Below are 16668 nucleotides of genomic sequence, written 5' to 3'. Positions count from 1 at the left end.
ATGCTGCGTGCACCCCGAATCCAATGTGGGAGCGAGCCTGCTCGCGATGAAGGCAACCCGGTTCTGCCGGGCTTGCCGCTTGCCTTTATTCCAGCGCCGCAGCCGGCCCGAAGAACTCGTAGCGGCTCTGCCCATCCGGCACACCCAGGGCCTTGAGATGACGCTTCACGGCCGCCATGAAGCCCTTAGGTCCAAGGAAATAGGCATCCAGGTCACGCTGTTCCGGCAGCCATTTGGCCAGTTGCTCCTGGCTCAACAATCCAATCCGGTCGGCCGCCGGACTCAAGCCGTCGTCTTCGTCATAGCAATAGAAGCGCTTGAGCTGCGGGTGCCGCCCGGCCAGATCGTCGATCCACTCACGGAAGGCATGGGCGCGACCATTGCGTGCGCAGTGGATGAAATGCACGGGGCGTTCGGTTTGCAGCGCCGCCTGCAGCATCGCCAGGGTCGGGGTGATGCCGACACCACCGCTGATCAGCACAAGGGGTTTGTCACTGGCGGTCAGGTAGAAATCTCCTGACGGCGGGAACAACTGAATGCTGCTGCCGATCTGGAAATCATGATGCAGGTAGTTCGATACCCGTCCGCCCGGCTCACGCTTGACGCTGATCCGGTACTGGCCGTTGTCCGCCAGGGCCGACAGCGAATAGTTGCGGCGTACTTCCTCACCGTCCAGGAACAGCTTCATGCCGATGTACTGACCCGGTTCGGCCTGCAGAATCGCCCCCTTGTCCGCCGGCTCGAAATAGAACGAGGTAATCTCCGAGCTTTCCTGGACCTTGGCCACCAGGATGAACTCCCGCTCGCCCCGCCAACCACCCGGGGCAGCGGCTTTCTGGTCATACATGCCGGCTTCGGCGCCGATGAGGATATCGGCCAGTTGGTTGTAGGCAGCGCCCCAGGCGCAAATCACTTCGGGCGTGGCAATCTCGTTGCCCAGCACTTCGGCAATCGCCCGCAACAAGCAGGAACCGACAATCGGGTAATGCTGTGGCTCGATCTGCAAGGCGACGTGCTTGTTGACGATCTTCGCCACCAGGTCACCCAACTGGTCGAGCTGGTCGATATGCCGCGCGTACATCAATACGCCGTTGGCCAGAGCCCGGGGTTGATCGCCGCTGGCCTGGTGAGCCTGGTTGAACAAAGGACGAACCTGGGGATATTCGGAAAGCATCATGCGATAGAAATGAGTAATGAGCGCTTCACCACCGCTTTCGAGCAATGGAACGGTGGAGCGAATGATGGCGCGTTCTTCCCGGGTGAGCATTAGGTGACTCCTCGTGTGTTACGGAAACGGATATCCATGCTTATCAGTTTCCATGCCACAAATATTTTTCTTGTTTTTCAACAGGTTAAAAATAAAGTAGTCATAACGACACGGCTGGCGTTATAGTCTTTTTGACTACTAGGAGTCATTATGACCGCAACCTCCCTGCTGACTGCCCTGTTGCCGCTGGTAGCCGATCTGTCTCGCGAACTGCCTGAGGGTGAGCGTTATCGCCGCTTGCTCGGAGCCCTGCGCGCCTTGCTGCCCTGCGACGCGGCGGCACTGTTGCAGCTGGATGGCGACTGCCTGGTGCCGTTGGCGGTAGACGGTTTGAGCACCGACACCTTGGGCCGGCGTTTCCGGGTCAGCGAACACCCGCGCTTCGAAACGCTGCTGGCCAACCCGCACCCCACCCGTTTCGCCACCGACAGCGACCTGCCCGATCCCTATGACGGGCTGGTCGAAGGTCTCGACGACCATCTGGAAGTTCACGATTGCATGGGCTGCCCGCTGTTCGTCGACGAGCGCCCCTGGGGCCTGCTGACCCTTGACTCCCTGGACCCGGAGCGTTTCGAACCTATCGACCTCAGTGCTCTGCAAGCCTTCGCCAGTCTCGCCGCCGCCACGGTCAGCGCCGCCCAACGCATTGAGCGCCTGGCCTTGAAAGCCGAAGACGAACACCGTCGCGCCGAGCTCTATCGCCAGGCCAGCGGCCAGCAACCCCGCGATATGGTCGGCCAGAGCAAGGCCCATAAACGTCTGGTGGAAGAGATCAATCTGGTGGGCGGCAGCGACCTGACCGTGTTGATCACCGGGGAAACCGGCGTCGGCAAGGAGTTGGTCGCCCAGGCCATCCACGCGGCCTCCAAACGCGCCGATCAGCCGTTGATCAGCCTCAACTGCGCAGCCCTGCCGGACACTTTGGTGGAAAGCGAACTCTTCGGCCATGTACGCGGCGCGTTCACCGGAGCCACGAGCGACCGGCGCGGCAAGTTCGAGCTGGCCGATGGCGGCACGTTGTTCCTCGATGAAGTAGGCGAATTGTCGCTGACCGTCCAGGCCAAACTGTTGCGAGTGTTGCAGAGCGGGCAGTTGCAGCGCCTGGGCTCGGACAAGGAACACCAGGTCGACGTGCGCCTGATCGCCGCGACCAATCGCGACTTGGCCGAAGAAGTGCGCAACGGCCGCTATCGGGCCGACTTCTATCACCGTTTGAGCGTGTACCCCTTGCTGGTACCGGCGCTGCGGGATCGCGGCCGGGATGTATTGTTGCTCAGCGGTTTCTTCCTGGAGCAGAACCGCTCGCGCATGGGCCTTAACAGCCTGCGTCTGAGCAGCGACGCCCAGGCCGCTCTGCTGGCCTACGACTGGCCGGGTAACGTTCGTGAACTGGAACACCTGATCGGCCGTAGCGCCCTGAAAGCGCTGGGCAGATGCCCGGTGCGTCCGAAAATCCTCAGCCTCAGTGCCCAGGACCTGGACTTGCCCCAGGCTGCCGAGGCCACGTCCGAGCCTTCATTTACCCACTCTGCAACGGCGGTGGAACAGGTGGTGGGCGACCTGCGCGAAGCCGTGGACGATTTCCAGCGCAGGCTGATCGGCGCCAGCCTGGAACGACATCAGCACAACTGGGCCAGTGCCGCCCGGGAACTGGGGCTGGATCGGGCGAACCTGGGGCGGATGGCACGGCGTCTGGGGCTCAAATAGCCCTCCCCTCAACCGCCACAGGCTGTGTATCTATAAGTTGTTGGCCCGGAAATCGGATGTCGACAGCTTTCACCCTAAAGCCTGCCCCCAACAAGTCGATAACCCGATATCAAAAGCTGTTTTGGCGATCGTCACGTTCGCCCCACCTTTTTCCACAGAAGGTTTTTATGTCTTCTAACAAAGCCCGCGCAGATTCACTTTCGCTTCTGCTGTTTACCTTGCGCAGCGGCAAGCTGATGGCAATCAACCTGCTCAAAGTCAGTGAGATCATTCCGTGCCCGCCACTGACCAAACTGCCGGAGTCGCATCCGCACGTGAAAGGCATCGCGACCCTGCGTGGCGCATCGTTATCAGTGATTGACCTGAGCCGTGCCATTGGCGAGCGGCCATTGGAGGATCCGGATGGCGGCTGCCTGATCGTCACCGATGTCAGCCGCTCCAAGCAGGGCCTGCATGTGCAGGCGGTGAGCAAAATCGTCCACTGCCTGACCACCGACATCAAGCCACCGCCTTACGGCTCCGGCGGTAACCGCGCGTTTATCACCGGTGTGACGTCGGTGGACGGCACGCTGGTGCAGGTACTGGACATCGAGAAGGTCATCCACGGCATCGCTCCGGCGCAGATCGAAACCGCGCCTACCGAACTGAGCATGGAAGACGCCGAAGTGCTGGGCAACGCTCGGATCCTGGTGGTCGATGACAGCCAGGTGGCGTTGCAGCAATCGGTGCATACCCTGCGCAACCTGGGCCTGCAATGCCATACCGCCCGCAGCGCCAAGGAAGCCATCGAATGCTTGTTGGACCTGCAAGGCACAGCCGGGCAGATCAACCTCATCGTCTCCGACATCGAAATGTCGGAGATGGACGGTTACGCCCTTACCCGCACCCTGCGGGAAACACCGGACTTCGCCCACCTCTACGTGTTGCTGCACACCTCGCTGGACAGCGCCATGAACAGCGAAAAGGCCCGATTGGCCGGCGCCAACGGAGTACTGACCAAGTTTTCCTCGCCAGAACTGACCAAGTGCCTGATCACGGCGGCCAAGGCGGTGGCCGAACAAGGCCACTGAGTTGTACCGATGACTTGCTCCTGCGTTCCGGCGTGGGAGGGTCCGGCAACCTCAGGCATACTTTTGCCCTGACTTTCCGGAACCAGACATCCCGATGAACATCCGCACATTGATTCTCCTTGGCGTCGCTGCCCTGGCCTCCCAGGCCCAAGCCTCCAGCCCAGAGGCCTGGGCCGCCTACGACAAAGCCGTGCTGGCCAGTTGCATCAAGGCCAGTGGCCTGAAGAACGCTGAGCCCGTGGGCACCGCCGCGCAATTCGACGACCGGATCGGCTACACCGCACTGTTGCTGCAAGGCCAATACCCGCAGAAACACATGAAAGGAGCGACCGGTACCGAACTGTGTCTCTACCGCAAGAAAACCAAGACGGCCCATGTGACCGAGTGGGACTCGATCCGCCCCGCCGCGACCGAGCAATGAGTGGCGCATAACTTGCTTCGTGAGGCTCGTCACGGCGTTTTTCTGTCGCCGCCTTTCAGCTCTCGACCGGTCGCTCAATGAATACAACGTTTTCCTGCGTAGGCTGCGGCAAATGCTGCTCCGGCCACCATGTTCCCCTGACCCTCGACGAAGCCCGGATGTGGGCGAGCGACGGCGGTCAGGTCATCGTCCTGGTGGAAGCCTTCCTGCCCAACGGCCTCGGCCTGCCCATGGCACAACGCGAGCATGCCGAACGCCGTTCCGTCAGGGTTCAGAGCGGCGGCAGCGATGCCTTCGTGGCGATCACCTTCGCCGCTTATAACGCGGGCCGTTGCCACAATCTCGACGAAGAAAACCTGTGCCGCATCTATGAACGCAGGCCGCTGGTGTGCCGCATCTATCCGATGGAGATCAATCCGCACATCCCGCTCAATCCTGCCGCCAAGGACTGCCCGCCGGAATCCTGGGAAACCGGACCGCAGCTGATCGTCGGCGGGAAACTGGTGGATGAAGCGCTGGCTGGGCTGATCGAACGCTCGCGCCAGGCCGATCGTGAAGAAATCCCGATCAAGGACCGCATCTGCGCGGCCCTGGGGATCCGCACCACCGCGCTGAAAGGCGATGGGTTTACCGCCTATCTGCCGGACATGACCGCGTTCGCGGCCGCCATCGATCAGGTGCGCTTGCAGCCGATGGCGCAGGAAACCGGAGAATGGCAGTTCCATTTGTCCGGGGATGACATCGCCCGCGAGGTCATGGCCTGTGGGGCACGGGTCGTCACCGAGGCAGCTTCGGATTATGCGTTCATTTCGCTGCGGGCGGCCTAGGGGCAACACAAGTCCCTTTGTGGGAGCGAGCCTGCTCGCGATAGCGGTATGTCAGTCAACATCAACGCTGGCTGAACCGCCGCCATCGCGAGCAGGCTCGCTCCCACAGGCCATTCCACTTCATAACCTGCACTCCCCTCTCGCCTAATCCTCGCCGAGAATGTTAGCGTGCTTGGTATTGCCTCCAAGACGAGCCTTGCACGATGAAAAAAACCGTACTTGCCTTCAGCCGTATCACGCCCCAAATGGTCGAGCGCCTGCAACAGGACTTCGATGTGATCGTTCCGACCCCATCGAAAGGCGATATCAACGCACAGTTCAACGAAGCCTTGCCTCATGCCCACGGCCTGATCGGTGTTGGTCGCAAACTCGGTCGCGAGCAACTGCAAGGCGCCGCGAACCTGCAGGTGGTCGCCAGTGTGTCGGTGGGTTACGACAACTACGACCTGGCCTACTTCAATGAACGCGGGATCATGCTCACCAACACCCCCGACGTGCTGACCGAAAGCACCGCCGACCTGGCCTTCGCCCTGCTGATGAGCAGCGCCCGTCGCGTCGCCGAACTGGACGCCTGGACCAAGGCCGGCCAATGGCAGGCGACGGTGGCGCCGCAATTGTTTGGCAGCGACGTGCACGGCAAGACCCTGGGCATCGTGGGCATGGGCAACATCGGCGCAGCCATTGCCCGACGTGGCCGGTTGGGGTTCAACATGCCGATCCTGTACAGCGGCAACAGCCGAAAAATCGAACTGGAAAACCAGCTGGGTGCACAGTTTCGCGAGCTGGACCAGTTGTTGGCCGAAGCGGACTTTGTCTGCCTCGTTGTGCCCCTGAGTGAGAAGACTCGCCATCTGATCGGGCAGCGGGAACTGTCGCTGATGAAACCAAGCGCCATTCTGATCAACATTTCCCGTGGCCCGGTGGTGGATGAACCGGCACTGATCGAGGCCTTGCAGAGCAACCGCATCCGCGGCGCCGGGCTGGACGTCTACGAGAAAGAGCCGCTGGCCGAATCGCCGCTGTTCCAGCTGAAGAACGCCGTCACCCTGCCGCACATCGGCTCGGCTACCCACGAAACCCGTGAAGCCATGGCCAATCTCGCGGTGGAAAACTTGCGCAGTGCGCTGCTGGGTGAACGGCCGCAGAACCTGGTCAATCCGCAAGTCTGGAAGTAGAAGCCGGCGCCACATCCCATCGCCCCGCTTTGTGGGAGCACGGCTTGCCCGCGAAACGAGCGCCTCGGTTTCTGACAGAGCGCGTCGCTTTCATCGCGGGCAAGCCTTGCTCCCACAAAGCGCGACACTGGTCGCCGCTGGTCGAGGCTTGCGAAATACCAGCACGTTCCCCAGCATCACCAATACCAGCCCGGCCAGCGCCGGTGTCGTCCACTGGTAGCCTTCGACAAACGCCGAGACATTCAGCGCTACGACTGGGAACAGGACCGTGCAATACGCCGCCCGTTCCGGCCCCATGCGCCCCACTAGCGTCAGGTAAGCGGTGAAGCCAATCACCGAGCCCGGGATCACCAGGTACAGCAGCGAACCGATGTAGCGCAGGTTCCATTCCATATCGAAAGCAATTCCGTTGAACAGGCACCAGCCCGCCAGCATCGTCGCGCCATAAGCCATGCCCCAGGCGTTGGTGGTCAGCGGCTTGAGCCCGGCCTTTTGTTGCAGACTCGAAAGCATATTGCCCGCCGAGAAACACAACGTCCCCAGCAACGCCAACGCCAACCCGAGCAGCGTCTGCGGGCTCGCATGATGGCCGGCCAGTTCCGGCCAGAACAACAGCCCCAGCCCCAACAACCCCAACGCACCGCCCAACAGCACGTTACGGGCGATCCGCTGACCGAAGAACACCCGGGCATTGAGGGCATTCCACAACGTGGCCGTGGAAAACACCACCGCCACCAGGCCGCTGGGAATCCACTGACTGGCGGTGAGGAAACACATGAAATTGATGCAGAAAAGGCACAGCCCCTGGGCCAGACAAATCAAATGACCGCGACGGTTCATCACCTGCAGTCGCCGGCTGAGCAGGAGCATCGCAAACAGGATCAGGGCTGCGAGGCCGAAGCGATAGACAATCGATACCGGGATGGCGACGACGCCCAGTTGCAGTTTCAGCGCAATCCAGGTGGTGCCCCAGATGAGCACGGTGAGCAGGTATAGCGAGAGGTTCATGGTGACGGCTCCTGACAGTGACGCTCAGTGTCACGCCGCCGTCCACCGGGCACTTGCGTAAACTTGCGGTTTTGTCGGCGTGCAGGCTGGCACGGCCCCCCCAACGGAGTAGGATGCAAGGCGTTGGAGATAACCGATCATGCCCACACTGCAAACCCTGCAAGTCTTCCAGGCCCTCAACAGCTCGCCCAATGCCCGCCTGGAGCACAGTGCCGAGCTCGGCGACGGCATGGCGGCCGCCTTGTGGACCAATCATCATGACGCCCGGGACTACGAGGCGCCGAGCCACCACACGCTGTCCTGCTACATCGCCGGTGGCACTGGCACCTTTCGTCGCGAACGGCCCGATACCCTGGGGGCGCCCGACAAGCTCTGCGTCCTGCCGGCAGGACATGAGTCGGCCTGGGTCATCAACGGTGACATTCGCCTCGCCCACCTGTACTTCAGCGCCGAACAATTCGCCCTCGGTTGCGTCACGCTGCTGGATCGCGAACCCCGGCAAGTGCAACTGCGCGAGGCGACCTTTCTCGACGATGAGCAGCAGGCGCAACGCTTTCGCCAGTTGATCGCCCTTAACTGGGACGAACCCGGCGAACGCTTGCTGAGCACCAGCCTGGCCCACGAGCTGCTCAATCACCTGCTGCTCAGCCAGGTCGGCCAGCGCCAGGACCTGCGCCTCAAAGGCGGGTTGGCCGCGCACCAGCGCCGATTGCTGGTGGACTACATCGACACTCATCTGGCCGAGGCCATCAGCCTCGGGCAACTGGCGGCGCTGTGCGCGCTGTCCGAATACCACTTTGCCCGGATGTTCCGCGAGAGCTTCGGGCTGCCGCCCCACCAGTATGTGCTGGCAAGACGCCTGGCACAGGCGCGGCACCTGCTGCGCAACACCTCACAACCCTTGGGCGACGTGGCACTGGCTTGCGGCTTCGCCAGCGCCAGTCACTTCACCCACCGTTTTCGCCAGGCATTGGGCGCGACGCCAGGGGAGTATCGACAGGCCTTCTTGCGCTGACAGTACTTGTCAACGAAAACGGGCCTGCAATTGCAGGCCCGTTTTCAGTTGGGATTAAAGATGAACGAGGCTTCAGCCGTGACGCGTGGCCCGCTCGTTCTCCAGGAATTCTTCTTCCAGCATCGCATCGGCCAGGGCCACGGATTCGGTCTGCACCACAGCGGCGCGCTTGTCACGCAGCTTGCCGAACAGATGCTCCAGGGCATTCTCCAACTTCGTCGCCGCCCCCTCGATCGCTGCCTCCAGCGAACCGGCCTTGTGCGTTACGGAAATCGGCTGATGGCCCTTTGGGCGGGCTTCGATCTGGCAGCGCAGATCATGGGGACCAGGCTTGGCGCCGTTCTCATCCCCCAGATGGACCTCGACCCGTGTCAGGTCTTCCTCATAACGTTCGAGCGTGCTTTCGATGGTAGTACGTACCCACTCCTCCAGTCGGATGCTGCTTTGAATATGGTTATCGCTGTTGACTTGGATTTGCATAGTTCATCCCTTATTTCGGCTAGCTCGCCAGGGGCCTGTCGACGTTGGCGTAACGGCCCCTTGAGTACAGAGTCGGGCTGCCGGAGGAACAATTCAAGCCCCCGAAAAAGATAAATATTGATTTGCAAATAAAGCCGGACAACGGACAAAAGCGCTGTTAATGTCGGGAGTTACCTCGCCCCGCCATCTTTCACAATCTGCGCCCCGCCCCGCACCGTCAACGATCATCCCGCCCTGAAAAGGGTAGTCACTGGAGCCCCGTTCCAGAGCCTCTTGGGCTATCTCGCCGCGAACATTGACCGACAGTTTTTCCGGCATGTCCCTTGCTATCGACTTGTTGCAGCGGTCGCAAGCGGCAATCTGCCGATGGTTGCATGCACCCAGCGATGGAACACGATCATGGAATGGCCGATGGTCCGGTACTGCGAACTAATCCCGATCACGGCCGGTCAACAACTGCACGTTCAATCAGGCGGTGACGCATCATGGACAACCCTTTTCAGATCATTACCGACGCTTTTGCGCCGCAGTATCAAATCAACCTGAGCATCCAGGGCCTCGACGGCAGCATCATGCTGACCCTGTCCAGGGCCGGGCGGATCGTCGCCAAGCGCATGATCAGTGCCCAGCAGCGCAACGACCCGGAACGGCTCAAGCGCCTGGTGCAAAGCATTCAGTTCGGCATCGCCATCGAGCAGGGCCACAGCGCCGTGGCGATCCTCGAAGCCATGACCGGTGGCGACAACGTCAAGCTGCCACCACCGCGCTCACAAGGACCGACTCCCGCCAGCCTTTAGATTTCGCCTTTTTCTATTTCTGCATGCTCGCTGGAACCCGCGCCGACCTTACGGTGCGGGTGCTCGATCTTCACCGACGGGAACTGCGACGACGCGTAGCGAACCACCAGGATCGAGAACGCCAGCAGCAGGATCCCTCCGCACAAGTAGATGATCCCCAGGTCCGGCGGGCTGTGGTGGGAAACGTTGGAGATCAGCAAGCGAGTCAATGCGGTGATGGCCACGTAGATCAGAAAACGTACTGGCATGTGGTTGGTCTTGAAGTAGATCCCGACCATCGCGCCCAATTCCAGATAGATGAACAGCAAGAGGATGTCGTCGATCTTGATATGTCCTGCTTCGATCATCTGCAAAAACTCCATGACCGCCGCCCACGCGGTCACCGCCCCAATGGCAAACAGCGCCAGATAATGGAACGTCTCGACGAATAGGTTGCCCAGGGATTCGGCCATCCGATGGACATTCTGGCGCAGGTTCTCGGCCCAGTTGATTTTCACGATGCGGTTTCCTTAGGTCGACTCGACCGATGATGCAGGTTGGACGTGACGGTTGTTCTGCATGCAGAAAAAAGGCCAGCGGCAATGAATGAGATGGCGAAAGGCTGGCAACCGACACGTCCATCCCACGACAAACGCCGAAACCGGTCTACATTAAAAAGCCACTACCCAAAGGCAAAGGATTCGCTTATCCTCCATCCTGTATATAAATACAGTAGTTGCGCGATACCGGTTTGAAGACGCGTGAGACGGAACCGACCGTCGCGATCCGAAGCCGTGATGCTTGGATTTCTATAGATTCCGCGGCCTGGCTTCCATGCTTGCGGCATACATGCAAACAAACGAGAGGCCAGCCATGGCTGTTGAGATTCTGTACCGCAGTACACGTGATTTGGAGACTACGTTTTTGGACCGTAAGCTCGCTGATGCCCATGACCAGATGCTTGAACTGGCGGAGGTGCTGACCACTGTTCTGATGAAGAATGTGCAAGGCCTGAACGAGAAGCAGGCTGAGGATGCGAGCATCTTCATGGCAAAAAACAGAGCGGCGTTTGCAGCCGCATTCAAAAGCAACGCGGCCGCCCTTGGGGATCTTCTGGGTTCCGAAGACAGCGAGTGAGCCTCAGCGGCGTGGCACCTGTTCAACGCAACATGGACTCCAGCCTGCGGCGCCTCAATAGTAACGGCGCGGGTCGGAATCGATCAGGCTGGCCAACTTTGTCAGGGCGAAACGCAGTTCGTCCTGGCTGGTAGGGGACATCAGCACCACCCTTACACTTCGGCTGGTCCCGGAGCGTTCAGCCTGGAACTGCGAGCCACTCAGCACCAGTACGCCGTTGGCCCGGGCAAGCATGGTGAATTCGTCGCCGGTCCATGGTTCGGGAAGCGTCAACCAGACATGGTACGCATAGGGCTGGCTCTTGAGCTCGAAGCTGGCAAGGATTTCCCGGGCAATCGCTTGCCGCCCGGCGGCTTCGTTGCGCTGGATGCGGATCAGTTTCTTGTCCAGGCCTTCGGTGATCACATTGCTCGCCAGTTGCGCGGTCAACGGTGACGGCATCCAGACACTGCTGCGCACCATCGAGGTCAGCCGGGACAACAGTTTCGGCGGGCTGTAGAGATAACCGATCCGAAGCGCCGGCATGACCGACTTCGACAGGCTGGTCAGGTACACCGACCGATCCGGCGCAAAGGCCGACAGCGGTTTGATCGATGGATCGGTGGCGAGGAAACCATAGATGTCATCATCCAGGATGATGAAATCGAACTCCTCGGCCAGTGCGGCAATCTGGGCCCGACGCTTTTGCGACATGATCGCCGCCGTCGGATTCTGGCAGGTCGCCACGCAAACCAGCATCGCCGGTTTCTCGCGTAAACACAGCTCACGCAACGCTTCGGGGATGATGCCTTCGTCATCCATCGGTACACCGCGCAGGCGACGCTCAAGACCATGGGCCAGGGAAATGATGCCGGGGTAGCAAAGCGCCTCGCAGAGCACCAGGTCGCCGGCGTTGGTCAGGGCGCTCATCGCCACCATCAAGCCATGCTGGGCCCCGGCAGTGATTACCACTTGCTGCCATTGAGCATCCGGCAATGAAGGGCGCAACCACTGTGCGCCTGCCTCACGATGAGCCGGGTGACCGCCGTCAGGGGCGTAATCCAGGGCGCCGGCAAAATCGGTGCTTTTCGCCATGCCCACCAGCGCGCCGCGCAGCCAGTACTCCAGGGTTTCGCTGGAGGGCTTGATGATCGAGAGATCGAGCAATTCGGGTTGCCCTAAATTCAACGGCGCGGCGCTGTGGGCTGCCGGCAGGTCCAACTGCTGCTGGCTGAGCACATAAGTGCCACGCCCCACCTCACCCTGCACCAACCGACGTCGATGGGCTTCGCCATAGGCCCTGCTGATCGTGCCCGGCGTGACATCCAAGGCATTGGCCAATTCCCGCAGGGTCGGTAAGCGATCGCCCTCGCTCAGCACACCGTTGCTGATATCGCGCGCCAAGGCATCGGCAATCGACAGGTACATCGGCTGGTTGGACTCACTTAACTGGGGAACCCACATGAACGCTCACTGCCCATCGTAGAAATGATGAATTTGAGAGCATATCACATCGAGGAGAGGCTATTGATCACGGGCGCAATCGACAAATTGAGTCGATTGATTCGATAATTAACCGCTGACCGCTATCCTTTCATCCACCAAGTAAAAATAAATAGCCAATAAATTCATACAGTTAACTAAGTATTAAAGCTAACCATTACAAAACCTGCCGCCCCACCATTGAATCAATTCAATTCATTCAAATACACTCTTCAAAATCGAATCAATCGACTCAACCCTCCCTGATCACTGCGCGCTCCTGCCGCGCCAAGTCGAGACACTATGGCCACAATCAGAAAGGATCTATCCCTGTCAGCGATCATCGCGGGCTTTATCGCCGTGATCATTTCCTATGCCGGCCCCCTCATCATCGTGTTCCAGGCAGCCAAGGAGGCACACTTGGACAACGACGTGGTCTCCTCGTGGATCTGGGCCATTTCCATCGGCAGCGGAATCACCGGCCTGGTCCTGAGCTGGCGCCTGCGTATTCCAGTGATCACGGCGTGGTCGACACCGGGCGCGGCGTTACTGGTGTCGATGCTGCCGACCGTTACCCTGCCCCAAGCCATCGGCGCCTATGTGGTGGCGTCGCTGATCATTGCCGTAGTGGGGTTGTCCGGCGCGTTCGACAAGCTGATGAGCCGCCTGCCCAAAGCCATCGCCGCCGCCATGCTCGCCGGCATCCTGTTCCGCTTCGGCGCAGAGTTGTTCACTTCGATCAAGCTGCAGCCGGCGCTGGTGTTGTCGATGATTGCGGCTTACCTGATCTGCAAGCGCTTTTCGCCGCGCTACGCGATTCTGTCAGTGCTGGTGGTCGGCTGCGCGATGGCCGCCGCGTTCGGAGAACTCAACAGTGGCTCGATCACCATCGCGGTGGCCCATCCGGTCTTTATCGCCCCTGAATGGAGCTGGCATGCAATCATCAACATTGGCCTGCCATTGGCGCTGGTGACGTTGACCGGCCAGTACGTACCGGGCATGGCGGTCTTACGCACCTCGGGCTACAACACACCGGCGCGCTCGATCATTTCGGTCACCGCGATTGGCTCGGCCCTGATGGCGCCCTTCGGCTCCCACGGTTTGAACCTGGCGGCCATTACTGCGGCGATCTGCACCGGTCGCGAAGCCCATGAGGACCGTGACAAACGCTATATCGCCGGCATCGCCTGCGGGGTGTTCTATATCCTGATGGGCACCTTCGGCGCGACGCTGGCCTCAGTGTTTTCCGCCCTGCCGAAAGAGCTGATCGCCTCCCTCGCCGGTCTCGCCCTGTTCGGCGCAATCAGCGCCGGGTTGACCGGTGCCATGGCGGATGAGAAACAGCGGGAAGCAGCGCTGATCACCTTTCTGGTGACCGCGTCGGGCATGAGTTTCCTGGGGCTGGCCGCCGCATTCTGGGGCCTGATCTTCGGCCTCGTGGCGCATTTCGTGCTGGCCTATACCCGGCAAAGCAAAACCGCCGTCATCGCCGCGGGCAACTGATCATGGCGGCTCGCGATTGCGCTGCGAGCCGCTTTTATCGATACAGCAAACGCTCTGCCAGCTCATCCGCCACCCGGGCCGGCGAACGTTTCTCCGCCTGGGCATGGGCGAAGACCTCCGTGAGCCGAGCAGCGATTTTCGACAGGTGGGCCGTGATGGTCGACAGCTCTTCGCCGCGATGTTTGAGGGCGACGTAGATCAGCCCACCGGAGTTGATCACATAGTCCGGCGCATAGAGAATCCCGCGCTTTTCCAATTGGTCGGCCACTAGCAGGCTGCTCAACTGGTTATGGGCCGAGCCGGCCACGGCCGAGCAACGCAGTTGCGCCACGCTGTGGCTGTTGAGCACACCGCCCAGGCCGCAGGGGGCAAGAATGTCACAAGGGGTGCTGAGCAGCGCATCGTTGGCAATGGGATGGGCGCCCAGTTGCTCCATTGCCAGTTGCACCTTGCCGGGATCGATGTCGCTGACCAGCAGTTCTGCACCGGCCGCGTGCAGCTGTTCGGCCAGGGCATACCCGACATTGCCCAAGCCCTGGATCGCCACGCGCAGGCTTTCAAGATTGTCGCTACCCAGCCGGGCCATGGCCGTGGCACGAATGCCGGCGAATACCCCCATCGCAGCGTGGGGGGCCGGGTCGCCCGAAGCGGTGGTACTGGTGACATGACGGGTCTGTTGGGCGATGCAATCCATGTCGGCCACCGAGGTACCGCTGTCGATGGCGGTGATGTACCGGCCATCCAGTTGCTCGATGCAGCGACCAAAGGCTTCGAACAACGCGGCCCGGCTTTCGACATGGGCCGGACGCATGATCACCGCCACCCCACCGCCTACCGGCAGACCGGCCAGCGCAGCCTTGTAGCTCATGCCCTGGGCCAGGCGCACCGCATCGACCACGGCACTTTCATCGTCGGGGTAGGACAGATAACGACATCCCCCCAAGGCTGGCCCTGGGCGGCTGCTATGAATGGCAATGACCGCCTTCAACCCGGTTGTCGGGTCTACGCTCAAGTGCAGCGATTCAAGGCGGGAGCTTTGCATGAGCGCAAACATCGACAGGCTCCCGAATCACTTCTGTTTGTTTCGCCAGTATAGGCGTGTCGCTGAAATTTGCTGGAGCACGCCGGAATAAGCTGCCTCAACTGTCATCTTTTCGGGCATAACCGTTACCGCATCTCTCTGAGACTGGACGAAAGCCCGTGGCAGAGCTAAAACGAGGCAATGTCCGGAGAGTGTGATGAAACCGCGCCAAGCCTTTTTTGAATGTCTGTACCGTTCGCCTGCGGCGCTGTTCGAAGCGGCGCTGTGGATCGCTGCCGAGCATGATCACGACGTCGACGTACCGGCCTTGCTGAGGGATTTCAGGGATCTGCAGCAGCAGGTCAGCCATGACCTGCCCTTGCTGCCCGTCGCGGAGCTGGGCCAGCCCTTGTTGCGCTGCCTGAATGACCTGGGGTATGCCCAGGACGATTTCACCCCCCTGCGCCCGCGCGTCGCATTGCTCGACAAGGTATTGGCCAGAAAGCGCGGCCAACCATTGGCCCTCGCCCTGATTGCCCTGGAGTTGGCCCGAGGCCTGGAGATACCGATGGTCGGGGTCAATTTCCCCGGTCACTTCCTGCTTCGAGTGCCCGGTGCCGATCACCTGCTCGACCCATGTGGTGGCCGTCGGCTGTACCCCAACGACTGCCGGGAACTGCTGCAGCGTCAATATGGCTCGAACATGCCGCTCAAGGCTGAGCATTTGGCCAGCGCCGAGCCGCTGCAGATGCTCCAGCGCCTGTCACGCAATCTTCGCCAGTTGCATCTGACGAACGACGAGTACATCGACGCACTGATCGATGCCGAACGGGTCCTGGAACTGGGCAACGCCAGCGCCGCCGATTACCTAGCCCGCGCCAGCCTGTACCAGCGTCTCGACTGTCCCAACGCCGAACGCTTCGACCTGGAACACGCGCTGATGCTCAGTGACGACCCGATCCAGCGGATCCGGCTGACGGAGCGGCTGGGGCATCTGCCGCCGAATTCGATTGTGCATTGATCTGCAGGGCAGGCTGACATTCTTGCTGACTGTCAGGCCGCCTTCGCGAGCAGGCTCGCTCCCACACGGGACGGCGTAACGCGAACCATGTGGGAGCGAGCCTGCTCGCGATGGCGCCAGATCAGCCACCCTTGATGTCAGCTGGCAGGCGTGTCCACCTGATTAGCCGGATGCGCTTTCTGGAACGCGGCATGTGCAGCCGCCAGCGCCGCAACGCGACGGATCCGTGGATAACCTTGCAAGGAAACGTTGAAACGCTCAGCCGCGTACAACTGCGGGACCAGGTAGACATCCGCCAATCCTGGCGCGAGGCCGAAACAGTAGCCCTCGTCGCCGATCAGCTGCTCCACCGCCGTCAGCCCCTGGCTGATCCAGTGTCCGATCCACTCCGCCACCTGCGTTTCATCATGCCCCCACTGCCGCAGCTTGTTGAGCACGCTGACGTTGTGCAGCGGGTGGATATCACAACCGATCAGGGCAGCGACGCCGCGTTCATGGGCACGAACCGCCAGGTCCGGGTTGAGCAGCGGCACCTGTGGATAACGCTCCTCCAGGTATTCGATGATGGCCGGCGATTGCACCAGCAGCGCCCCCTCGTCGGTACGCAGCGCCGGTACCCGCCCCTGCGGATTGATCGCGAGATAGGCCGGCTGGCGATGTTCGCCTCCCGGCGGTGCGATCAGGTTGACCGGCACGGCACGGTAATCCAGGCCTTTGAGTGCCAGAGCGATGCGCACCCGATAAGACGAGGTGGAGCGGTAATAGGTATAGAGTTCCAT

At 60.9% G+C, this 16668-nt stretch carries 17 protein-coding genes; 10 read left to right on the top strand and 7 right to left on the bottom strand.

Annotated elements, in window-relative coordinates; translation table 11 throughout:
* Positions 1-85: 85 nt before the first annotated feature.
* The gene (hmpA, locus tag QZH45_RS05880) at positions 86-1267 is read right to left on the bottom strand and encodes an NO-inducible flavohemoprotein (protein WP_024777550.1); all 1182 of its coding nucleotides are present in this window, start codon (positions 1265-1267) and stop codon (positions 86-88) included.
* 150 nt (positions 1268-1417) lie between these two features.
* On the opposite strand from hmpA, the gene norR reads away from it, so the two are divergent.
* The 5 genes from norR (at position 1418) to QZH45_RS05855 (ending at position 6467) form a co-directional block, all read left to right on the top strand.
* Positions 1418-2974 carry a nitric oxide reductase transcriptional regulator NorR gene (gene norR, locus QZH45_RS05875; RefSeq protein ID WP_024777549.1) on the top strand — a complete coding sequence of 519 codons (1557 nt, stop codon included), beginning with the start codon at positions 1418-1420 and terminating at the stop codon, positions 2972-2974.
* A 167-nt stretch (positions 2975-3141) separates the two neighbouring features.
* Positions 3142-4044 carry a chemotaxis protein CheV gene (locus QZH45_RS05870; RefSeq protein ID WP_024777548.1) on the top strand — a complete coding sequence of 301 codons (903 nt, stop codon included), beginning with the start codon at positions 3142-3144 and terminating at the stop codon, positions 4042-4044.
* Between the two features lie 94 nt (positions 4045-4138).
* Positions 4139-4465 carry a hypothetical protein gene (locus QZH45_RS05865; RefSeq protein WP_024777547.1) on the top strand — a complete coding sequence of 109 codons (327 nt, stop codon included), beginning with the start codon at positions 4139-4141 and terminating at the stop codon, positions 4463-4465.
* 77 nt (positions 4466-4542) lie between these two features.
* A complete protein-coding gene (locus tag QZH45_RS05860) occupies positions 4543-5292 on the top strand; it encodes a YkgJ family cysteine cluster protein (RefSeq protein WP_024777546.1) in 750 nt (249 codons plus the stop codon).
* 203 nt (positions 5293-5495) lie between these two features.
* Positions 5496-6467, top strand: a complete 972-nt coding sequence (locus QZH45_RS05855; protein WP_069018463.1) for a 2-hydroxyacid dehydrogenase — start codon at positions 5496-5498, stop codon at positions 6465-6467.
* 90 nt (positions 6468-6557) lie between these two features.
* Here QZH45_RS05855 and QZH45_RS05850 read toward each other — a convergent pair whose 3' ends face one another.
* A complete protein-coding gene (locus QZH45_RS05850) occupies positions 6558-7475 on the bottom strand; it encodes a DMT family transporter (protein WP_024777544.1) in 918 nt (305 codons plus the stop codon).
* Positions 7476-7614: 139 nt separating this feature from the next.
* On the opposite strand from QZH45_RS05850, the gene QZH45_RS05845 reads away from it, so the two are divergent.
* A complete protein-coding gene (locus QZH45_RS05845; RefSeq protein ID WP_024777543.1) occupies positions 7615-8490 on the top strand; it encodes a helix-turn-helix domain-containing protein in 876 nt (291 codons plus the stop codon).
* Positions 8491-8562: 72 nt separating this feature from the next.
* Here QZH45_RS05845 and QZH45_RS05840 read toward each other — a convergent pair whose 3' ends face one another.
* Positions 8563-8970, bottom strand: a complete 408-nt coding sequence (locus QZH45_RS05840) for an HPF/RaiA family ribosome-associated protein (protein WP_024777542.1) — start codon at positions 8968-8970, stop codon at positions 8563-8565.
* 485 nt (positions 8971-9455) lie between these two features.
* Between QZH45_RS05840 and QZH45_RS05835 the strand changes: the two genes are divergently transcribed.
* Positions 9456-9767: a DUF3509 domain-containing protein gene (locus QZH45_RS05835; RefSeq protein ID WP_024777541.1), complete on the top strand. Its 312-nt coding sequence runs from the start codon at positions 9456-9458 to the stop codon at positions 9765-9767.
* On the opposite strand, the gene QZH45_RS05830 is transcribed toward QZH45_RS05835, so the two are convergent.
* Entirely contained in the window at positions 9764-10264 is a 501-nt protein-coding gene (locus QZH45_RS05830) for a phosphate-starvation-inducible protein PsiE (protein WP_024777540.1), read from the bottom strand. The genes QZH45_RS05835 and QZH45_RS05830 overlap by 4 nt on opposite strands.
* A gap of 355 nt (positions 10265-10619) precedes the next feature.
* On the opposite strand from QZH45_RS05830, the gene QZH45_RS05825 reads away from it, so the two are divergent.
* The gene (locus QZH45_RS05825; protein WP_024777539.1) at positions 10620-10883 is read left to right on the top strand and encodes a YebG family protein; all 264 of its coding nucleotides are present in this window, start codon (positions 10620-10622) and stop codon (positions 10881-10883) included.
* 54 nt (positions 10884-10937) lie between these two features.
* On the opposite strand, the gene QZH45_RS05820 is transcribed toward QZH45_RS05825, so the two are convergent.
* Positions 10938-12326, bottom strand: coding sequence for a PLP-dependent aminotransferase family protein (locus tag QZH45_RS05820; protein WP_024777538.1), 1389 nt, complete (start codon positions 12324-12326; stop codon positions 10938-10940).
* 321 nt (positions 12327-12647) lie between these two features.
* Here QZH45_RS05820 and QZH45_RS05815 point away from each other — a divergent pair, with 321 nt between their 5' ends.
* Positions 12648-13847, top strand: a complete 1200-nt coding sequence (locus QZH45_RS05815; RefSeq protein WP_024777537.1) for a benzoate/H(+) symporter BenE family transporter — start codon at positions 12648-12650, stop codon at positions 13845-13847.
* 34 nt (positions 13848-13881) lie between these two features.
* Here QZH45_RS05815 and QZH45_RS05810 read toward each other — a convergent pair whose 3' ends face one another.
* Positions 13882-14901: a Glu/Leu/Phe/Val dehydrogenase family protein gene (locus QZH45_RS05810; protein WP_024777536.1), complete on the bottom strand. Its 1020-nt coding sequence runs from the start codon at positions 14899-14901 to the stop codon at positions 13882-13884.
* 184 nt (positions 14902-15085) lie between these two features.
* Here QZH45_RS05810 and QZH45_RS05805 point away from each other — a divergent pair, with 184 nt between their 5' ends.
* Positions 15086-15889 (top strand): SirB1 family protein, encoded by an 804-nt coding sequence (locus QZH45_RS05805; protein ID WP_024777535.1) that lies wholly within the window; start codon positions 15086-15088, stop codon positions 15887-15889.
* Positions 15890-16026: 137 nt separating this feature from the next.
* Here QZH45_RS05805 and maiA read toward each other — a convergent pair whose 3' ends face one another.
* Positions 16027-16668: a maleylacetoacetate isomerase gene (maiA, locus tag QZH45_RS05800; RefSeq protein ID WP_055135122.1), complete on the bottom strand. Its 642-nt coding sequence runs from the start codon at positions 16666-16668 to the stop codon at positions 16027-16029.

Source organism: Pseudomonas corrugata (assembly GCF_050920615.1).
Taxonomy (GTDB): domain Bacteria; phylum Pseudomonadota; class Gammaproteobacteria; order Pseudomonadales; family Pseudomonadaceae; genus Aquipseudomonas; species Aquipseudomonas corrugata.
This window is presented reverse-complemented; position numbering and strand designations above follow the sequence as displayed.